Annotated in this window: 18 protein-coding genes; 9 read left to right on the top strand and 9 right to left on the bottom strand. The window is 44.3% G+C overall.

Going from position 1 to position 18,491, the window contains the following annotated elements:
• Window positions 1-82 precede the first annotated feature (82 nt).
• Window positions 83-721: a transposase gene (locus VF412_RS08915; RefSeq protein WP_331338884.1), complete on the bottom strand. Its 639-nt coding sequence runs from the start codon at window positions 719-721 to the stop codon at window positions 83-85.
• Between the two features lie 189 nt (window positions 722-910).
• Between VF412_RS08915 and VF412_RS08910 the strand changes: the two genes are divergently transcribed.
• Window positions 911-2,227, top strand: coding sequence for an HD domain-containing protein (locus tag VF412_RS08910; protein WP_331338883.1), 1,317 nt, complete (start codon window positions 911-913; stop codon window positions 2,225-2,227).
• An 8-nt stretch (window positions 2,228-2,235) separates the two neighbouring features.
• On the opposite strand, the gene VF412_RS08905 is transcribed toward VF412_RS08910, so the two are convergent.
• The 4 genes from VF412_RS08905 to VF412_RS08890 all read right to left on the bottom strand — a co-directional run bounded on the left by VF412_RS08905 (window position 2,236) and on the right by VF412_RS08890 (window position 5,393).
• Entirely contained in the window at window positions 2,236-2,775 is a 540-nt protein-coding gene (locus VF412_RS08905) for a thioesterase family protein (RefSeq protein WP_331338882.1), read from the bottom strand.
• 9 nt (window positions 2,776-2,784) lie between these two features.
• On the bottom strand, window positions 2,785-3,558 hold the full coding sequence (locus tag VF412_RS08900; RefSeq protein WP_331338881.1) for an SDR family oxidoreductase: 774 nt from the start codon (window positions 3,556-3,558) through the stop codon (window positions 2,785-2,787).
• An 82-nt stretch (window positions 3,559-3,640) separates the two neighbouring features.
• On the bottom strand, window positions 3,641-4,822 hold the full coding sequence (locus VF412_RS08895; protein ID WP_331338880.1) for an acetyl-CoA C-acetyltransferase: 1,182 nt from the start codon (window positions 4,820-4,822) through the stop codon (window positions 3,641-3,643).
• A gap of 19 nt (window positions 4,823-4,841) precedes the next feature.
• On the bottom strand, window positions 4,842-5,393 hold the full coding sequence (locus tag VF412_RS08890) for a hypothetical protein (RefSeq protein ID WP_331338879.1): 552 nt from the start codon (window positions 5,391-5,393) through the stop codon (window positions 4,842-4,844).
• 338 nt (window positions 5,394-5,731) lie between these two features.
• On the opposite strand from VF412_RS08890, the gene VF412_RS08885 reads away from it, so the two are divergent.
• A complete protein-coding gene (locus VF412_RS08885; protein WP_331338878.1) occupies window positions 5,732-7,915 on the top strand; it encodes a hypothetical protein in 2,184 nt (727 codons plus the stop codon).
• Window positions 7,916-7,917: 2 nt separating this feature from the next.
• Here VF412_RS08885 and VF412_RS08880 read toward each other — a convergent pair whose 3' ends face one another.
• The 3 genes from VF412_RS08880 to VF412_RS08870 form a co-directional block, all read right to left on the bottom strand.
• Window positions 7,918-8,517, bottom strand: coding sequence for a hypothetical protein (locus VF412_RS08880; RefSeq protein WP_331338877.1), 600 nt, complete (start codon window positions 8,515-8,517; stop codon window positions 7,918-7,920).
• Between the two features lie 72 nt (window positions 8,518-8,589).
• A complete protein-coding gene (locus VF412_RS08875; protein ID WP_331338876.1) occupies window positions 8,590-9,594 on the bottom strand; it encodes a M23 family metallopeptidase in 1,005 nt (334 codons plus the stop codon).
• Between the two features lie 30 nt (window positions 9,595-9,624).
• Window positions 9,625-10,350 (bottom strand): Stp1/IreP family PP2C-type Ser/Thr phosphatase, encoded by a 726-nt coding sequence (locus tag VF412_RS08870; RefSeq protein ID WP_331338875.1) that lies wholly within the window; start codon window positions 10,348-10,350, stop codon window positions 9,625-9,627.
• A gap of 135 nt (window positions 10,351-10,485) precedes the next feature.
• On the opposite strand from VF412_RS08870, the gene VF412_RS08865 reads away from it, so the two are divergent.
• From VF412_RS08865 to VF412_RS08845, 5 genes are read left to right on the top strand one after another with little or no spacing between them, the layout of a single operon-like run.
• Window positions 10,486-11,466 (top strand): TonB family protein, encoded by a 981-nt coding sequence (locus VF412_RS08865; protein WP_331338874.1) that lies wholly within the window; start codon window positions 10,486-10,488, stop codon window positions 11,464-11,466.
• 1 nt (window position 11,467) lies between these two features.
• Window positions 11,468-12,121 carry a CDP-alcohol phosphatidyltransferase family protein gene (locus VF412_RS08860; RefSeq protein ID WP_331338873.1) on the top strand — a complete coding sequence of 218 codons (654 nt, stop codon included), beginning with the start codon at window positions 11,468-11,470 and terminating at the stop codon, window positions 12,119-12,121.
• 1 nt (window position 12,122) lies between these two features.
• Entirely contained in the window at window positions 12,123-13,142 is a 1,020-nt protein-coding gene (locus VF412_RS08855; protein ID WP_331338872.1) for a phosphatidate cytidylyltransferase, read from the top strand.
• A gap of 12 nt (window positions 13,143-13,154) precedes the next feature.
• Window positions 13,155-13,790, top strand: coding sequence for a hypothetical protein (locus VF412_RS08850; protein WP_331338871.1), 636 nt, complete (start codon window positions 13,155-13,157; stop codon window positions 13,788-13,790).
• On the top strand, window positions 13,787-15,757 hold the full coding sequence (locus VF412_RS08845) for an aminotransferase class V-fold PLP-dependent enzyme (RefSeq protein ID WP_331338870.1): 1,971 nt from the start codon (window positions 13,787-13,789) through the stop codon (window positions 15,755-15,757). The genes VF412_RS08850 and VF412_RS08845 overlap by 4 nt, the downstream gene beginning before the upstream one ends.
• A gap of 2 nt (window positions 15,758-15,759) precedes the next feature.
• Here VF412_RS08845 and VF412_RS08840 read toward each other — a convergent pair whose 3' ends face one another.
• The gene (locus tag VF412_RS08840) at window positions 15,760-16,740 is read right to left on the bottom strand and encodes a hypothetical protein (protein WP_331338869.1); all 981 of its coding nucleotides are present in this window, start codon (window positions 16,738-16,740) and stop codon (window positions 15,760-15,762) included.
• Window positions 16,741-16,846: 106 nt separating this feature from the next.
• Here VF412_RS08840 and VF412_RS08835 point away from each other — a divergent pair, with 106 nt between their 5' ends.
• Entirely contained in the window at window positions 16,847-18,163 is a 1,317-nt protein-coding gene (locus VF412_RS08835) for a hypothetical protein (RefSeq protein WP_331338868.1), read from the top strand.
• Window positions 18,164-18,178: 15 nt separating this feature from the next.
• Window positions 18,179-18,491, top strand: a 313-nt coding sequence (locus tag VF412_RS08830; RefSeq protein ID WP_331338867.1) for a hypothetical protein, incomplete at its 3' end; no start/stop codon positions are given.

Below are 18,491 nucleotides of genomic sequence, written 5' to 3'. Positions count from 1 at the left end.
CCAAAGCCCCGGAGGTACGCCGTACCTTTTTGCGATGCTTTGCGCAATTAAGTGGCGGGAATTACGGGGTTTTTATTATTGGTTATGGAAAAAGATTTTCTATTAAAAGTGGGCGCTGAGATTTCTTCTGTCTCGGAAGTGCGAATTCTTTTCGGCGTAAAGCCTTCTGAATCGCCTCTCTGGTTTCCTCATTATATTCCTTATTCAACCATTGCAGATGCGAATCCGGAGAGGACATCAAAGCGAAGTCGTCATAGGTTGGAATGTACAAGTAATCGAGCCCCAATACTCCTTGAAGAGTGCTATAGGGATAGTCCTCTACCCGAGCACAGATTCCTGCCCTCACTGGATTTCTGTAAATATATTTATAAGCATGGTGAAGATAACGGGAATCACGGATGAGCGTCCAATGATAGGGGCCACCAAATATTTGATTGATGCGATCGGAACGTTCACCGATCCGCTTACTGACCTCTCGCATAAGATAATTCATAGCTAAATCCAGATTTCCCTCTGGAGTAGAGATCAGCATGTGAAAGTGATTTCCCATAAGAACAAATGCATGAATTCGGACATCGTAGACTCTCCAAATAAAATGGAGGTAATCAGAGAAAACGGTCCATACATATTCCATTGGTGCACCAAACCACTCTTGATTCGTACATCGAGCAGTCACGTGATAAGGAAACTCGGCGGTAGGAAGGAATTTTTTTCTTGGCATGCAGCAAGAGACATCAATATATAGACCATGCATTCAAAGCCAATACCTAGGTCTAGTAGAGAAGCCGTCATCCGCCACTCGACAAACACCCTGTATTGACAGAATAATCTGAACATCCGATACCTTGAACCGCAGCCAGCCGTCTTGTGCGCGGCATCGCAAAAAGGTACGGCGTACCTAGGAGGATTAATGGAAATTCGGGATCCTGTTCATGGCTCCATTTATTATGCTGATCCAGAGGTTGCTGTCTTGGACACCGCCGAATATCAGCGCCTCAGAGCCATTAAGCAGCTTGGATTTTCTGAATTTAGTTTTCCGGGCGCGACACACAATCGCTATTTGCATTCTATTGGTGTTGCTCACTTGGCGACTCTTGTCTTTGATTCGATCTTCCGCGTTTATCCGTTCTCAAAACCTTCGGTGAAAATGCGCTTTAGACAAATCGTTCGACTTGCAGCACTTCTTCATGATGTGGGTCACGGACCTTTAAGTCATACAACTGAACAAGTGATGCCTCCCCTCGCAGATTTGAAAATCAAAATCTACGATGAAGAGCTAAAGTATGGCGATGAAGCGCACATGGTGATGTACAAAAATCGTAAAGCAAATCACGAGGACTATACGATCAAGTACGTTACGGATTCGCCGATCTCTGAGACAATCAAAAAACAATTTGCAGATATTTCTCCTGTTCACATTGCTTGCTTGATTGATAAGGCCCTTCACTGCCCGGATGATTTTTTCGTCGACAATGGAGTGGACTTCCGCCCGATTCTTTCTCAACTTGTCAGCAGTGAAATCGACGCCGATCGCATGGATTACCTTGAACGTGATTCTTACTTCTGCGGAACGAACTACGGCAAGATTGATTCGAACTGGTTGATCCAAAACATGACTTTCCACCGTGTGGAAAATAAATTGTATCTGGCTATGAACCGCCGCGCTTTATATTCCTTTGATGATTTTTTGATTTCTCGCCATCACATGCATTTGATGGTGTACGGCCATCACAAAAGCATCATTTATGAAGAAATGTTGAATCGCTATTTGACCTCCCCAGATTGCACATTCAAATTACCTGGCGATATCAAAGAGTACACATTGTACAACGACTATCGCCTGCACGAGCACTTGCGTAGTGTTTCCAATCCGTGGGCTCGTCGTATCGCTGAACGCCGTCCGTTCAAAGTTTTGCTCGAGCAGCACAACACGACGGAATCAGAGCGTCCCGAATTCATCAAAAAAGCTTTGGAAAAAGAAGGTTTGGAAGTTATTTGGGCCAGCTCAAAAGCACGTCTTTCAAAGTATCACACAGCTTCTCCGGAAGAGCGTGCTGCACAGATTTACGTGGTGGATCAATACGACCCTTGGAGCAAACCAACACCGATCAATCAATCCACTGAAATCTTTAAACGTTATGAAGGTACGCGCATTATCGATCGTATCTATGTAGCGCCAGAGGATTTTGCAAAAGCTGAAATGATTTTGAAAGCGCAGAATATTTAATCTGCGCCTTATCTTTTTCCCTGCACCAAAGATTCGTGCGCCTCTTCGCTTTCGATCCAAGACTTCAAAAATTCAGGAATTGGCGGGGCTTGAGTGCTCTTTCCGATGGCTTGCAATAGCTCTTCAGGATTGACCAAACCACCCGCCTTTTTTAAAAAGCGCGTACGAATAGTACCCCAGGCATACGCCTCACCATTCGCCACAAAAGTGTGAATCAGGTAAATGCACTTATCATCCCAATAAGACAGCTTCGTTCTGATTTCAAATTTCTGAAAGGGTTTTAAAGATTTTTTAAACCGTATGCGTTCCGCAGTCACAACGGGATACCAGCCGTTGTCAGTAATGGGCTTTAAAGCTCCGATACGAATCATGTAGTCCGTGCGAGCTAAATCCTGCAAGGAAAAATAAACGCCGTTGTTCATATGTCCTAGAACATCTAAATCATTGGGCCAGCAACGAAACGGCGTTGAACATTCGTCAAACGCCTCCATTTTGCTGCGATGGCGAGATATCAGGTATGTCCATATCAAACGGAAATACTTATTCATGAAAGACCTCTAAGAAAGAACGAATTTTTGCCCGTTCATTGTAGCGCCCATTGGACTTACCAGGAATGCAATGGTCTGAGAAATCTTATCGCCTTCCGTAATTTTCAGCGAAGGATCGATGATTTTCATTTTCTCCATGGCTTCTTTGATGGATTTTGATTCAGGGTCGTGAGCTAGAATGTATTCTTCCGTCAAAGCCACAGTTAAAGCGTTTACAGTCACATTGAATTCACTGGTCTGTTTTGCCAAAGAACTTGCGAACTGAACCAGTCCCGAGCGAATCGCAGAACCCACAAGATCTTCTTTGATTTTCGCGACAGGTGAATCATTTAACAAAAACAAAACGCGACCTTTTTTGCGGCTTTTCAAGTAAGCCATCACCGCTTGAGTCAACATCAACGGCAATTTCAAATGCTTGTCGATCATTCCATCGATATTATCGATGCCACCTTCGAATTTCATTGGGGTTGGCTTTTGAATCATCAAAGCATCGATATAGATATCCAAACCACCGAAAGTTTGTGCTGCTCTACCAACAGCATCCTTGATTTCTTCAGGAGTTTTCAAATCACTTTGAATCACCATCGCGCGACCGTACTTATCGTTGATTTCGCGGGCGTCGTTGATTTGATTTGCGAAAGCTGAACCTACTGATTTGTCCGTATCTAGAATCACGCAGTCAGCACCAAGACGAGTGAGTGTCATCACGATACTAGAAACTGTTGTTGTCATGGGGCCTGAGATCAAGGCCACTCTTTGATGTAAATTAATTCCATTATCCATGAAGCTTCCTTACTACGAAAAAAACGGCGACCCTACTTGGTCGCCACAATATAGACTTGCCACCCCGGCAGAGCGGAGTGTATCAGACTTTTTCGATGATGATAGCGATCCCTTGGCCGCCACCGATGCATGCAGAACCCAACGCGTATTTCGCATTTCTACGGTGAAGTTCGTAAACCAAGTGATTCATGATACGAGTTCCAGAAGCGCCCAATGGATGACCTACTGCAATTGCACCACCATTTACATTTGTTTTCGCTGGATCAAGACCTAACTCTTTTTCAACAGCCAGGTATTGAGCTGCGAACGCTTCGTTCACCTCTACAAGATCCATTTGTTCAAGCTTCAAGCCTGCCTTTTCCAAAGCTTTGCGAGCCGCACCGGCCGGACCGATACCCATAATGGATGGATCACAACCTACAGAGGCATAGCTTACGATGCGAGCTAAAGGTTTCATTCCCAATTCTTTGGCTTTGCTTTCGCTCATCAACAAAGAACAAGCCGCACCATCAACGATACCTGATGACCCTGCCGCTGTTACGATACCGTCTTTTTTGAAGACTGGCTTCATCGTCGCAAGTTTCGCTAGAGTCACATCCGGCTTTGGATGTTCGTCTTTATCAACAACCACAGATCCTTTGCGCGTTTCAACAGTCACTGGAGTGATCTCTTGCGCGAAATAACCTTTTTGTGCAGCTGCATGATAACGCTGTTGTGAACGAATCGACATCTGATCGGCTTGTTCGCGAGTGATATTGTATTTCACCGCCAAATTTTCAGCCGTGATCGCCATCGGAGTTTTCGCATAAGTGTCTGTCAAAGCGCCTGTCATCATATCTTCAAGTTCGAAGTTCCCCATGCGCATACCATCAAAGCGAACTTTGCGAGCTACATAAGGAATCAATGACATCTGCTCAACACCACCGGCAAGGACTGCTGTGGCTTCACCCGTTTGGATCATCTGCACAGCATTCACCCACGATTGGAAACCAGAACCGCAAAGACGATTCACTCCCAAGGCGCCAACGCCCACCGGAACTCCTGTTTTCAATCCGATATGTCTTGGAAGGTACGCAGCATCTGCGCTTGATTGAACCACGTTACCGAAAACAACGTGATCGATTTTCTCAGCGGAAAGTCCCGCTTGCTCGAGAGTCGCTTTAGCGGCAACAACCCCAAGATCAGTTCCTGATACGTCCTTAAGAGATCCGCCAAATGCTCCAAAGGCTGTTCTTTTTCCTGCAATAAATACTATATTTTCCATGCCCTAAGCGTAGGGCTTTTTACCACTGCCAGGCAAGACCAATCATCGATAGATCCTGATCTTTGTTGGCTTTATGAGTTACAAATAATTCTTTGTTAACGAGGACTTTTTCTTTCACTGAAATATCAGTGGATGCGGCCTTTGCGTCATAATTGATCGCGGCATTCATCCACCCCGTGTATTCCATTTTTGCTAAGGCTTGGAAAGCTTCTACTCTAAAAGCGAATTTATGAGTGATACCGCCTTTAGATTCCGCAGGGACAACGACATCCGTTTTCAACTTTTCTTGGGTTTCTTTCGCCATATGCCCGACCATACTTTCCTGAATTACGGGCGAATTGAACCACATATTGAAGCTGCGATCTGCAATACGAGTCATCATCGTGGATGTCGAGCATCCTTTCGCTACAGACGCATCAGTTGGAATAATCTGGGCCACATCTGCTGATGTAATTTTCGGAGTATAAGTATCCACAGGAATAACCAATGGTTGAGTTGAATCAATATCAACCTTCGCGTGGCATTTTGAAAAACCTAAGAATACTAAAAGAAATGAAACTAAAAATCCCATATCTTCTTCAATACAATTCCCGTTCCAACGAAGACTATTCAGAACCTCTTAATTTGCAGATGAAATCGAAAATACGAAGAAATCTTAGGGATACTGTTATTAGGTGACCATTGCGGTATCACTTGACGATATTTCGACAACACCCCCTACTCCATTGTCTCAAGATGAAGCGCCTGTGCATTGCTCTTGCAAATCTAGCTTCACGATAACAGGCGTTTAAATGGAAGTACGGGACCACTCTAATGATTTCAATAAGTTGAGGTCGTTGAGTCAGGGATCGCGCCTCAATTTGGCACGCGTAAAGAGTTACTCGGCGAAAAGTTAAACACGGAGATCCGATGAAAACGAACTTGAGCAAAAGCACGTTAATGATTGCGCTAACTATCAGTGTTGGTTTACCGCAAATTCCTGCTGTAGCCTTTGCTAAGAGCAACCCCATTAAGCAAGAAGTCGCAAGCTATGACATCGATATGTTCGCTATTGATGATGCTGTTTTAAATGGCGATGCTTCTGGCTCGACAGACAACTCTTCCAAGAACTCGGGTCAGCAGAACAAAAAAAATAACAACGGCTCTTCAAATGGCAGCTCATCTACAATTGGAAAAAATGGCAAACCTACGATGGGTTCAGCCACCGTACCAGAACCTTACCAATGTCCTCTTTTCCAAAATAGGCCACACGCCGAACTTATCAAAGCTGTTGATGCCTTAACAAAAGAAGTGGCTGTCACAACAGAATGCTCAAACGATCCTTCGATGAAATCATTGCAGGATAACGGCAAGGTTATCAAAGACAACATCGCTTCTCTACAAAGTATCATGAATGCCGCTGACCCAACTCAAATGAATACAGCCCAGATAGATCAAAGTATGACAGCTGCATTAACTGCGGTTGGCAACGTAGGTGATATTCTTAATAATAATAAATTCTTGAACTCAAAATGCGGTCGTCAAACGATGTCTACTGGTAAAACCTTGCTTGCATTGAATGACGTTATCAATGGCATCGCACCATATGCGTTGTTTGCAGTTTCGATGAACGCGGCCCTGGCTCCGGCCCTTCCGTTCGTTGTGGGCGGAGTTGTTGCAACTTCTGGCATTTCAGCTTTAGCGAAAATGATCGACAACAATACTTTGGATATGTCGAACCCAGATCACCGAAATGCCGTGCTACAAAATACATGTGAATTCACGAAGGTCGCTAAAAAAGTTCGCTTTATGCAACTTGCCCAAAGTGGCAAAATCGACAAGATCAATGAAGAGCTTCAGAAAGATGTAGCTCGTTATAAGGGTGAATTTTCTCGTCCCACGGGTGAGCTTTCAGCTTTGTTAAAATACAGAGCCACAGTAAGCAAATCAATCGCTGGGATCGAATCTCAACTTGCCAGTGATCGTACAGATTTGGCGACTATCGATATGCAAGTCAGTTCAAGCAATGATGACCTGATGGTTTGCACCTTATCTCAAGAGCTTGTTCAGTGGTCTCAGGATGGAAAATCATTTCCTGCCTCAACGTTCAACAACTTAAGCGCCGCCGTTTCGCAAGGAAATAAATCACAAATGCTTCAAGCAATGACCTTGCGTGCATTGCATCTGACTTCAGTGAAAAGAATTTCTGAGCTTGCACCGAAAATCAGTACCGACGACACCGCTCTTCGGTCCTGCGCGCAAACAGGTCGCTCTTGGCTCTCTGGTATTCGCAATGCCGTGAATGCTACAGCTACGATTGTGGGGCAAAATAAGATCGCCCTTGAAAACGAGCTGAATCAAAATGCACAGTACCGCAATTGGAAAGCTCAATATAACCAAATCAAGATTCAAGAGGTCACTATTCAACGTGTAGAAAAGGCGATGGAAGACCTTGCTCAGGATAACTCAATCATTGATCGTTCCGAGTTGGCGCAAAGAATGGTTCTTTTAAAAGCAGGTTTGTTCGGCTCTAGAAAAATCTGGAACTTCGGCAAACCGCCAGTTCTTGCTTGGATTGAGCACACTCGTGATATGCATTCACAGGCGATCTCTGCTTTCCTTGCCGGTGTTTCAGCATTGAAATCAGGCGCGTGGAGTCTAACAGATAGCGGACAAGGCAAGACTGTGAAGTTCACCCCAGGTGGCGCGATGTACATGGACCCCGTCGCACAAACTAAAGACGTTAACTCAATGAAAACACTCGACACTTTGAATCTTAAACTATTGCCACCAGGGTCTCGTGAAAACGAAATCGCCTGCCAACAACTTGAAGGGGCATGGCTAGATTGGAGTGCAGCGATGGATCACTTGGGTGCGATTCAATTCTTCTGTGATATGATCGATCCGGTTCTAGATGTGAAAATGGATACTGCCGTCGTATCAGCATGTCGCGGAAATCTGCTGCTGAATGGAAGTTCAACATCACTGTCGATTGTAGATCAGGCGAAGAAGATACTTGTAAGCAAAGGCTATCAAAACGACGCGATTCTGATTGGCAAAAAACTTAAAGAGCTTCAATGTCCACTTCCAACAGTGTCCGTGATGAATCAATAGTTTTAGGGCATCACACTGACTAAGTCGGAGTTGGCTTTTGCCACTTCGACAATGTCTTCTTTAGACAAGCCCGCCTGACTTGAACGAATCACGACTTGCACACCCAAGTCCACGAGGCTTTTTAAATCTTCTTTTTGTGAAGCTGAATTTACATTGTACACAAATGGTTTTGCGCGGGCAATGTCACGCAAATCACTGGCCGACAATCCCGCCGTGGCGCTCACCACCACAAGTTGCGCCCCCGCTTTTGCGATATCGATCAAGTACTCTTTTGTAAGCTTTGAGCTATCGACATAAAGAACGTAGGAACCTGTCTTTGCAAGATCTATCAAATCCTCGCGGCTGTAATTTGTTTTCGCCAATGAAATACCGACTTGGATATTCTTATTTTTAAGCATATCCATGGTGTCAGACTTATTAGTTAAACCTATCTGATTTTGGCAGTAAGTAACTTTAGAAACTTGCGCGATGTCTTTCACATCTTGAGTCGATACAGAAGCGCTATCACCAAATAAGCATTCGGAAAATTGCGGAGGTAATGCTGCCATGGCTTGTGTGGAAACAATAAAAGACAAAATAGAGAGTAAACTCAGAACTTTCATAAACGCCTCCGGTGATTTAAGTCTAAACCTTAGCCGGAAAGTTTCTAAGCTTTTTTTGTGAAGCTGACAGTGCTATTCGTCAAGAATGTAGTTGATTGGATCTACTGGAGTTCCATTGATACGAACTTCATAGTGCAAGTGAGGACCCGTCGAACGGCCCGTATTACCAACCGCTCCTAGAACGTCCCACTTATTAATTCTTTGACCAACCTGAACATAAATCTGAGACATGTGACCAAAACGAGTGGAAACTCCGTAACCGTGATCGACGCTAACAAGTTTACCATAACCTTCGTCGTAACTTGCAAATGTAACGACACCATCGGCCGGCGCATAAACAGGTGAACCCGGCGCTGCTGCGATATCCAAGCCCGCATGTAGAACTGACTTCCCAGAGAACGGTGACACACGATAACCAAAGCGCGACGTCAACCAACCCTTTGCCGGCTTGATATTTGGAGTTGCAGAAAGAAGCGATTGTCTTTCCGACAAACCTTCCCACAAATCGATCACACTTTGTTCCTTTAATTGAGTTTCTTTAACAGCTTTATCGATACGAACAACCAAAGACGCATAATCTTTGTCAGTAGTTTCCTTCGCCAACTCTCCTGTTTGATCATTCAGAGGTTTCTTGTTCACAAAGACTTGGTCTTGCTGAGCAAGAGCTTCGCCGTCAGGACGTTGCTCCATTGGCTCATACTCTTCAACCTGTTGACCAGCTGCAGGTTTTGGACCCATCGTCAGCTTCGTGATGCGATCATTAGAATCAACATTCGTGATCAATTTCAATTTTGTCGTAAATGTCTTCACGCGCTCGAGCGAGTTTTCAAGAGCACTGACTTTACTTTCAACGATCTGGAATTGCTTTATCAGTTGAGCATTTTCAACCTTAAGACGTTTATTTTCCATGGCTTGCAAAAGCAGACCAAAATAGTCCACCATCCCAGCCGCAAAAATAACGATGACAATGGCCATGATAAAAGAAACCGCTTTCAACCAGGCTGCTGATAACACCAGCTTACGGGTTTTACCCGTCTGATTGCTCACGATGAATAATGTGACTTTCTTTTTCTCCAAACCAAGTCCTCGTAATGCCGCTACTTATAGCTATTCGTAAAAATGTAAAAGCATGACTGTGACGTTGTCGTCTCCGCCATTTGCCAGGGCTTGTTCTACACAGGCTTTGACTGCTTTGTCAGGTGTATTTTGATTCAAAATTTCAGAAATTCTTTGATCGGGCACCAATCCCGAAAGTCCGTCTGAGCACATTAGGAAAATTTCGCCAGGGCTGATTTCCCTCTCGATAATATCAGGATACACATCGCGTTCGTAGCCGACACTGCGAGTGATGACGTTTCTTCCGACAAATTGCATCACTTGTTCTTCACTCATGACACCAGCGCGCAATTGTTCGTTGATCAACGAGTGATCTTCCGTGATTTGCCAAAGATAAGGCTTCTTAAACAAGTAACAACGGGAATCACCGACATTTCCAACATAAAGATGCTTGCCGCGCAAATGGGCCATCACCATTGTGGTTCCCATCCCTGCAAGCTCAGGACGCTCGTTAGCTGCAAGATCAAAAATGCGTTTTGAAGCCTCTTCATAAGAAAGTTGTAGAAGCTCTCGCGGAGATTTTTTCATCGCATTCGGTTGAAGCATTAATTCTTCCACCGTCTCCACAGCCATACTGGAAGCGACTTCCCCGCCAGAGTGTCCTCCCATGCCGTCTGCCACAATGAACAGACCTAATTCTCTGTTGATTAAACAGGAATCTTGATTGGAATCACGTCGAAGGCCTTTGTCTGTCAGGTACCACGAGTCAAATTTCATAGATGTATCATTTTCACTCGAGAAACTCCGAACAGTCAAAGTCTGGCCCTAGACCTCTGTCGAATTCTTACCGGACTAGCTCACCCAAACCTCATATTAACGTGTCATAATACCGATAGAAAGACGTGAGGTCCTATGAAGAAGTCACCATCTTTCAAAAAGTTTGTGTCCCTTTCGCTGTTGGTCCACGTTTTAGTTCTGGGCGGGCTCCTTCTTTTTGGAGATCTTGAAGCATTAAAACCGAAACCAACTCAAAGCGTGAGCATTGATTTGATCACTCCTGAAGATCTTGCGAAAATGGCTGCAGCCGAAAAACGCCAAGAGAAAACCCAGGTTGCAACAGTTCCTGCGAATCAAGTTGTTGAGCAAAACGAAAACTCTTTGAATGAAAAAGAGCCTGTGAACTCCCGTTTCTTGAGCGCTAAAAATCAAGTGGTTACGAAACAAACTGTGGCAGCAAACCGTGGGCAATTTCAAAATTTGAAAAAAGCGGCTCCCGCGAAATCAGGTCCTAAAGGCAACGATCACGAAAAATCTGCGGCTAAGGAAGAAGTTAAGGCTAACGAAGAAAAGGTCGCTAAAGATCTTTTCAAAAGCTTTGACCCGAACGAAGCCATGGAAAGACAACGTAAAAAAGATATCGCCCAAAAAGCCGACAAAGCAGGCGAAGGTCTAGGTCACGGAGATGGATCTGATGTGGCACGCGAAGGTGCTGATGCCAGCCGTACCGATGACTATATTAAGGATGTTGATACAGGCCTTGAAACCATGTTGAACACTCGCGAGTTTAAGTACTACTCGTACTACAACCGCATTCGTCGCCAACTTGCCCAACACTGGGAAGGTAAAGTGCGCGAAAAACTTTCTAAAATGTTTAAAGAAGGTCGCTCTCCTGCTTCAACAGGACAAGACCGTGTAACCAAATTGATGATCATCTTGAACGACAAAGGAACTTTGGTGCGTGTGTTAGTTCTAGGCGATTCAGGTGTGCGTGATCTTGATGACGCTGCCGTTGAAGCATTCCGTGCCGCTGCTCCTTTCCCTAATCCTCCAAAAGGAATTATTGAGGGCGACGGCACAGTGAAAATTCGCTGGGACTTCGTACTAGAAAGCTAATATGCTTTACGCCCTGAAAGCCAGATTTCAAAAACTGGCGACCTCATTTGCGTTTTCGGGGATGACAGCCAACCATGCTTCACTGCTGGGTTGGCTTTTCGTCTTTTTATCAACGGCGGCCCTTTACTTTGGATTTCGCAACTTGGATCCACAAAATCATACAGCTGCTTGGCCCCTCCTCGCATTTCCAATCTTAGTCTTATTCAGACTCGTCTTTAATGCCTTGGACGGAATGATCGCTCGCGCACAAGATCGCGCAACGCCGATGGGTGAAGTTTTAAACGAACTCGGCGATATCTGGGGCGATAGCATCTGCTATGGAGTTCTTTATTTTATCCCTTATGTAAACAGCCTTTATCTTGGAATTTTCTTAGTCTGTTGCTGGTTCGCAGAGTTCACAGGTCTTCTGGGCCGCGCTCTTCCAGGGCACATTCGCCGACATGAATCCGTTTTCGGAGGCAAAGCCGAACGCAGTCTTCTGTTCTGCGTTTTTGCGATTGTTTGTTATTTCTCTACGCTGACTGCTTTTTACATCAACTACTTTATCGTAGTGTTAGCGGTACTGACGTTCCTGACTGGAATTTTGCGTATTTATAAAATTAAAAAACAAACTCAAGGACTCAGTTACCAATCACACACTTTGTACGGCAGGTAGGATGTTTCAAATTGCGTTCTTTGTGATCGCCAATGCGATTGCACTTTATAAGTTCAGCGTGTCTGGACAGACCTCGCTCTTGGTCTTCTTTTTGATTTGTATTGGTTTGTTGTCTTTCTTTTCTGTGCTTATCAATAAACTTCAGCAAAAGGGCCACAAAAGCGCCCACGAGTTGATGGCAAGGACTTTAACTTTCTGGTGGATGTTAAGTCTGTTCGCTCTTGCCTTGGTGCTGCATCCGATTGTGATTGCAATTCTTCTATGCTGTGGAAGTCTGCTATCTCTTGCTGAATACCACAGCCTTATTTTTCCTGAGGAAAAGTCATTAGGTAAAATTGCGGAAGATTCTTTATTCGTATTTCCAGCAATCGGTTGCGTGATCAACTATATACTTCTGTATTTTGATATGGAGCCGGTATTCTTTGCTTTCAGCATTACCTTCTTAGGAGTTTTCATTCCGCTGTTTTATGTTTTGCAAAATCGCACGGATGGTCCTGCAAAAAGTTTTGCTTCGATCACAACAAGCTTTAACTTCTTTGCGATTCTATTGCCTTTATCTTATTCGCTTTATCGCTTCGAAGTTCACGCATTCTTATTGGTCGTCTTCTTAACCGAAATTCGTGATTTGATTTCTTACTGGGTTGGAAAAGCATTTTCCAAAGCCCCCGTGGATTCATCATTCAAAAGTAAAATGATTCACGCGAAAGTCGCTGCCAACGTCAGTCCACAAAAAACATGGTGGGTGGGTTTGGTGAGCACACTGGCCTTACTAGGTATGGGATTGCCGCTTGGCTTTAACGTTTTCAATTTGGACGGCCTGGGTTGGTGGAAGCTTTCACTGATCATTGTTTCTATTGGTGTCTTGGGACTTTTTGGCGATTTGGCTTTCTCGCTTATTAAAAGGCTTCATGGACAGAAAGATTCCGGCACTTGGTTGCCAGGTGGATCTGGAATAATCGACAGGATTGATGCGTTGATCTTCACGATCCCAGTCGCTTACTTCATTATTAAATTTTTATAAAAGGATCATATCATGGACGTTGGCTTGTATCTTTTAAAATATCCATTCCGCAAGATGATTAGCTTTGCGGTTCCCGCTTGTCGTGACGTGAACCCGAATAATATTAGCTGGGCAATTTTACCTGTAGGGGCTGTGATGGCCTTTTGCTATTATTATGCGATTACAACAGGGCCCGAGATTTTATTTATCGTCGGTGGCCTGCTAGGATTTGTGCGTATGTTTGTGGCCACCCTAGATGGATTGGTTGCGGTTCACTACAACAAATCGACTGCTTTAGGCGATATCTTAAATCGCATTACTCCGGAAATTTGTGATTTGATGCTGATTCCAACTTTGGTTATCGCAAAAGGCATTTATCCTTTAGGTGTTTTCGTTTTGCTATTTGCTTGGGCAGTCCCCTTCTTTGGTTATTTCGGAGCCCCATCTGGATTGCCTGTGCAAAGCGTGGGACCTGTCGGTCAGACGGATCGCTTAGCAGCTTTGATGTTGTGTTCTCTATTTCAGTATTTCAGCATTAAATTTTCTTGGGGCTTAGATTTCATTCTTTATTTCTTCTACTGGATTATCATTGGCGGATCGATCACTTTGCTTTTACGTTTTATGCGCGTGTATAGATCAGCCGTGCAAAAGGACAAAGGTCAATTATGATGACCGAGCTTGAGATTTTAGAATTTAGAAAAAAGCTGCCCTTTCTTCAAGGGCAGTGCTTTTTAAATTACGCAGCCACCTGCCCTGTTCCAGATTCATCCGTTAAAGCCATGCAAGATGAAATCGGTTTGATGCAAGAGCCGTTGGGAAAACATTTCTATCAAAGCCTCAATAAAGTCGAAATGATCCGCAAAAACCTAGCTAGCTTTTTGGGCGCCCATGCCTCTGAAATTGCTTTTGTTCAAAACACTTCGAGCGCTGTCAGTACCATCGCCCTTGCTTTGAATTTGCAGGAAGGCGACCGTGTTCTAGTTCCTGACAATGAATTTCCGTCTAACTATTATCCTTGGAAAAATTTAGAGCGCTTCGGTGTTGAGCTTGTGCCATTTTCCATCAGCAAAGATCAAACTATCACCCAAGCCTTGCAAGGTATCGATCTTAAAAACGTTAAAGTTATCAGTGTCAGCGCCGTCAGCTTTGAAACTGGCAAGCGCATTGATTTAAAAGAATTCGCAGATTTCTGTCGTAAAAATAAAATTTATTCCTGTGTTGACGCGATTCAAGCGATCGGCAACAGCCCCATTCATTGTCATGACATGGGATTCGACTTTATGGCGTCAGGATCACAGAAATGGCTTTTAGGCTCTGTGGGATGCGGATTCGTTTATGCGAAACGCGAATTGCTAGACACTTTATTCGTTCCCATGGTGGGCTGGACAAGTCATCGCTATCCGGAATACTTCGATTTATCAAAGCTTGAATTTTCAAACGAAATGACACGCTTTGAGCCCGGCCTTCCCAATTACATTCCCATTATTGGCATGGGCGAGTCCTTGAAACTTTTCATGGAGATCGGCATCGATCGCATTCATGAAAAAATCCAAGACCATTTGAAATTCCTGACAGAGCAACTGCAAAGTTTAAATCTGGAATTACTCACAAGTCCAAAGGATCTGACCGCGGGTATTGTTTGTTTTAAAATCCCTCAAAAGGTCGATCATCGCAAAGTTCACGAATATTTCGAGAAAAAGCAAATTTCGGTCACAGTTCGCGGTAATTATGTTCGTATATCGCCGCACTTCTTCACGCTGCATTCAGAATTGGAAACATTCATAACAGCAGTGGCAGAACTTCTGGAAAAACCAATTCCTGTCATGGCAACGAAGGCCATAACCGCCGCGATAACAACATCAAAACAAGAACCCATCATTGTAAATGGCGCCACGGGCAACCTTGGCTTGCTTGTTGTGAAGCAACTTCTTACACATGATCAATCCGTCTTTCTCATTGGTCGCAGTGAAATCAAAATGAGGAGCCTTCTTCACAATCTTTCCGAGAAAGAGAAATCTTTAATCGCGGGCCACGCCATTGTTGATTTTATGCACCAAGGTTGGCTTGAAAAACTAAAGGTGCAAGTGCCTAAGATAAAATATGCCGGTTTGATCAACGCGTCCGGCGGCTTGACTGTGGATTTGCTGGAAAATCAATCGGAAAAAGAAATTCGCGAAATCTTCGAAGTGCAGTTTTTTGCTCCCCTTCAATTGATTCAAACTTATTTGAAGGAATGGAAAAGCGAAAAGCCTTTGGGCGTATTAAGCGTCTTATCTTCTAGCGGCCGCTGTGGTTATCCATTGCTTAGCACCTACGCCTCTTCACACGCAGCACTATGGACATTGATGGAGTCGTTGCAGCGTGAGCAAAACGGCCAAGTGCCATTTATGACTTACATCGCACAAAGTCAGCACTCGCCTTTGCAAAAAGATATGGGCCGTACATCGTTACGTTATTATCAGATCGGAAAATCGTTTGATTATGCGATCCCTGAAGATGTGGCGATCGAGGTTGTAAATCAGTTTTTTGAAGGGAAAGCGAACAAGGCAGAATTCAATTTGCAGTTAAAACTTTGGATCAATGCCTTGGCCCCTGATTTCTTCACAAAACAAATTGCTAAAGCTTGGCGCCGATAAAACTATCGGCCACCTTCACGGGCCTCTCCGCCGTGGCGTCCACCGCGTCTGCGTTTTTTAGAGCCCTTATTGCGTCCTTTGATCACATCGTTTTGATGAATATACGGCAAGGCACTTTTGTATCCAGATTGATGATGAGGCGCCAACACCGCAGGTCTTGTTACATGAGGACGATCATAAATTTTAGACCAAGGCTGCGGATTCTTCACAAGCGCAGGATTCGCTGCCGCTGTTTGCTGAATCTGTCCCACAGTCGGCTGAAGATCTGTCACGAATGTTCGTGATGCCGGAGAATTCGGCGGGTACACGGTGGGAGGCGCCAAGATCACAACTTGCTTTTGATAAGCGACATATTGCCTCATCACTGCAAAATGAACAGAGTCGCTCACCCCTGGCTGCATTGTCGGTGGAGGTTGAACTTCTGCCGGCATATCAAGAACTGCGTATTCGGATTTGTCTGGAAGCTCACCTGTCTCTTCAAGGTCTTGGAATCTGCGAAGTTGTTCGGTGAAACTTGTGTTCGCCAGTTTTCTGATGTCAGAGGGTTCAAGAGCTTTCTGTGCCTCTGTACATTCTTGGAATTCCACGGCGACTTTCACATAGGCAGTGTTTTCACTTTTGCCTTTGACGATATAGCGATCTTCTAATCGGGCACCTTTAGGAATGAATGAGCACTCATTAGCTAAATCTTCGAGTGCCATTCCCTCTGCTCTTAATTGCGCACGCTCTGAATCGCGAGAGTCACCTGTACCGACGTAAACGATATAACCGTTATCGACTGTACGAGTCGGTTGACGAATCCAATCAGGTCCTTCTTTCTTCGGCTCGGAAGCGCAAGCAGTGAAAAGTAAGCAAAGAGCGAATGTATGAAAATGAGACTGGCGCACGACTTCTCCCTCAAATGAATAACTAGATTTTTGAGTGATCCAAGACAAATGACAAGCCCAGAATGAGTATGATGTCCAATCTTTAGACAAAGCCATTGCTTGTAATGAATTTTACGTCAGTCCTAGTTCCGGCAATTTTGGCGTCATCTTTGTACTCTTTCATGCAGATAGCCTAACCATTTCTTTTACAAAGGATGAGCTTATGAAACTGCAAATTAAATCAATTCTTCTTTGCACAGGCCTTATGATGTCTTTAAATGCCTGCTCGCCAAGACAAACAGATTTAAATGCAGTGACGAAGGCTAACACGAAGGCCGATGCTGCTGCCACCAAAGCTGGAAGAGAAAGAATATCGATCAGCTCTATGATGTCAGCTGATGGTTTAGTCGCTGCAGGCGAAAAGCTTATGACCGCTCATACTTTAAATTACGCGAACCATGCCTTTGAATTGGCTTTAAAGAAAGACCCGCAGAATATGAAAGCAGCACTTTATCTAGCTTTCTTAAAACGTTTCATGGTGTTCAGAGGTCTTTATACACGCCTTGCTCCAATGGCTCAAAAATACGGATATGCAGCGGATTTGGCAGAGAAACTTAATAAAATTCCAAAGACTTCTCCATTGCATGACTTCTTCACAAGATCTGCCCCGAACACTCCTGTTTTCCAAACTGAAGAGGACATCCAAAATCTTTTGAATCAATATAAAACCGCCCTTCAAGATTTCCGTACCTTCGTGACGGCTCACCAAGATTTGGATTTGCAACTTTCAATGAACTCTTTGATGTTCGGTGATCAATCTATGGAAAAGGATGATAGCCAATGCAAAGTGTTCCCTAAGGCCTCTCAAGCAGATGCCACAGTAGAATGCACTAAATCAGTAAGCTCAACTGTGAAAGTAAATATCGCGGACCTCATGGTTCTGAAGCAGGAAGCTGCGGGAGAAATCCTTCTTCTTTCCCTTGTGAATAGCTACAGCCTTAAGGGTGCAGCCCAAGTTGCAAAAGATATCTCGACACAAAAACTTTCTGCTTCTCAAGTCGCGCAAATGATCGAATCTCGCGTTGATTTGAAACTGTCGAAGACTCAATCTTTGACAGACATTCGCGCCTTGGGTTCCGATATGAGTGTCGCAGCTAAATGGGCTGTGAAATATCACGACTCTTTATGCCCAAGCACGAACACGCAATATCCTCGTCAAGGCTATCTTGTGAAGGAAGGCGTATGCACTGACCAAGACAAACTTTCTGCGGATATCACGTTGGTAGATCAAGCTCTCGCGGGCCTTGCGCCGGTGAATTGGTCTATCGAATCAGAAGATGGCCAAACTCACGAGTACTCTGCGAACGTAAACATTCTTGCACCACTGGACAAACCAGCTCAAGACTTGCGTTCATTGGGAGTAAAAACTTGGAATGCGGAAGGAACAAGCCCGACTGCACTTCGTGACAATACACTGGGTGGTCTATTCCCAGAAGGAAATGCTGACAGCTTCTTGCCAGCAAACGCACCTAAGCAATAACTCTCGAGCCACTTTGTGAATACAAAATTAATTTTTCTTCAAATCGGATTTTTCTTCGCTGGGGTTATCGCCTCAGCGAAGAGTTTTGATTCTTCCATAAGTGGATTCAATCTAAAAACTTGTTCTATCGATCACACTCAATGCGTTGAAGTTCACTCGGCATCCACTCAGGGAAGTCAGCTCAAAATGCTTCACACTCTTTCAAAGCCAAAGGTCACCATCACCACTGCTCAGAAAAATGAAACAATCCTTGCAGATTCAGGCTACATTGATCTCGAGGAAAATCAGTTGGTGATCTATAAAAAACTCGGTAGAGAACAACTCCAGG

The sequence above is a fragment of the Bdellovibrio sp. genome, assembly GCF_036384735.1.
Lineage (GTDB): Bacteria > Bdellovibrionota > Bdellovibrionia > Bdellovibrionales > Bdellovibrionaceae > Bdellovibrio.
Note: the sequence above shows the minus strand (reverse complement) of the source record. Positions and strands in the feature narration are given on the sequence as shown.

What these genes read in the sequence shown, in the direction of transcription:
- VF412_RS08845 (WP_331338870.1), top strand. Translation starts at nt 13,787, where the DNA reads ATGATGACCGAGCTTGAGATTTTAGAATTTAGAAAAAAGCTGCCCTTT.
- VF412_RS08855 (WP_331338872.1), top strand. Translation starts at nt 12,123, where the DNA reads ATGTTTCAAATTGCGTTCTTTGTGATCGCCAATGCGATTGCACTTTAT.
- VF412_RS08860 (WP_331338873.1), top strand. Translation starts at nt 11,468, where the DNA reads ATGCTTTACGCCCTGAAAGCCAGATTTCAAAAACTGGCGACCTCATTT.
- VF412_RS08900 (WP_331338881.1), bottom strand. Translation starts at nt 3,558, where the DNA reads ATGGATAATGGAATTAATTTACATCAAAGAGTGGCCTTGATCTCAGGC.
- VF412_RS08880 (WP_331338877.1), bottom strand. Translation starts at nt 8,517, where the DNA reads ATGAAAGTTCTGAGTTTACTCTCTATTTTGTCTTTTATTGTTTCCACA.
- VF412_RS08835 (WP_331338868.1), top strand. Translation starts at nt 16,847, where the DNA reads ATGAAACTGCAAATTAAATCAATTCTTCTTTGCACAGGCCTTATGATG.
- VF412_RS08910 (WP_331338883.1), top strand. Translation starts at nt 911, where the DNA reads ATGGAAATTCGGGATCCTGTTCATGGCTCCATTTATTATGCTGATCCA.
- VF412_RS08870 (WP_331338875.1), bottom strand. Translation starts at nt 10,350, where the DNA reads ATGAAATTTGACTCGTGGTACCTGACAGACAAAGGCCTTCGACGTGAT.
- VF412_RS08895 (WP_331338880.1), bottom strand. Translation starts at nt 4,822, where the DNA reads ATGGAAAATATAGTATTTATTGCAGGAAAAAGAACAGCCTTTGGAGCA.
- VF412_RS08905 (WP_331338882.1), bottom strand. Translation starts at nt 2,775, where the DNA reads ATGAATAAGTATTTCCGTTTGATATGGACATACCTGATATCTCGCCAT.
- VF412_RS08865 (WP_331338874.1), top strand. Translation starts at nt 10,486, where the DNA reads ATGAAGAAGTCACCATCTTTCAAAAAGTTTGTGTCCCTTTCGCTGTTG.
- VF412_RS08850 (WP_331338871.1), top strand. Translation starts at nt 13,155, where the DNA reads ATGGACGTTGGCTTGTATCTTTTAAAATATCCATTCCGCAAGATGATT.
- VF412_RS08840 (WP_331338869.1), bottom strand. Translation starts at nt 16,740, where the DNA reads ATGGCTTTGTCTAAAGATTGGACATCATACTCATTCTGGGCTTGTCAT.
- VF412_RS08915 (WP_331338884.1), bottom strand. Translation starts at nt 721, where the DNA reads ATGCCAAGAAAAAAATTCCTTCCTACCGCCGAGTTTCCTTATCACGTG.
- VF412_RS08885 (WP_331338878.1), top strand. Translation starts at nt 5,732, where the DNA reads ATGAAAACGAACTTGAGCAAAAGCACGTTAATGATTGCGCTAACTATC.
- VF412_RS08890 (WP_331338879.1), bottom strand. Translation starts at nt 5,393, where the DNA reads ATGGGATTTTTAGTTTCATTTCTTTTAGTATTCTTAGGTTTTTCAAAA.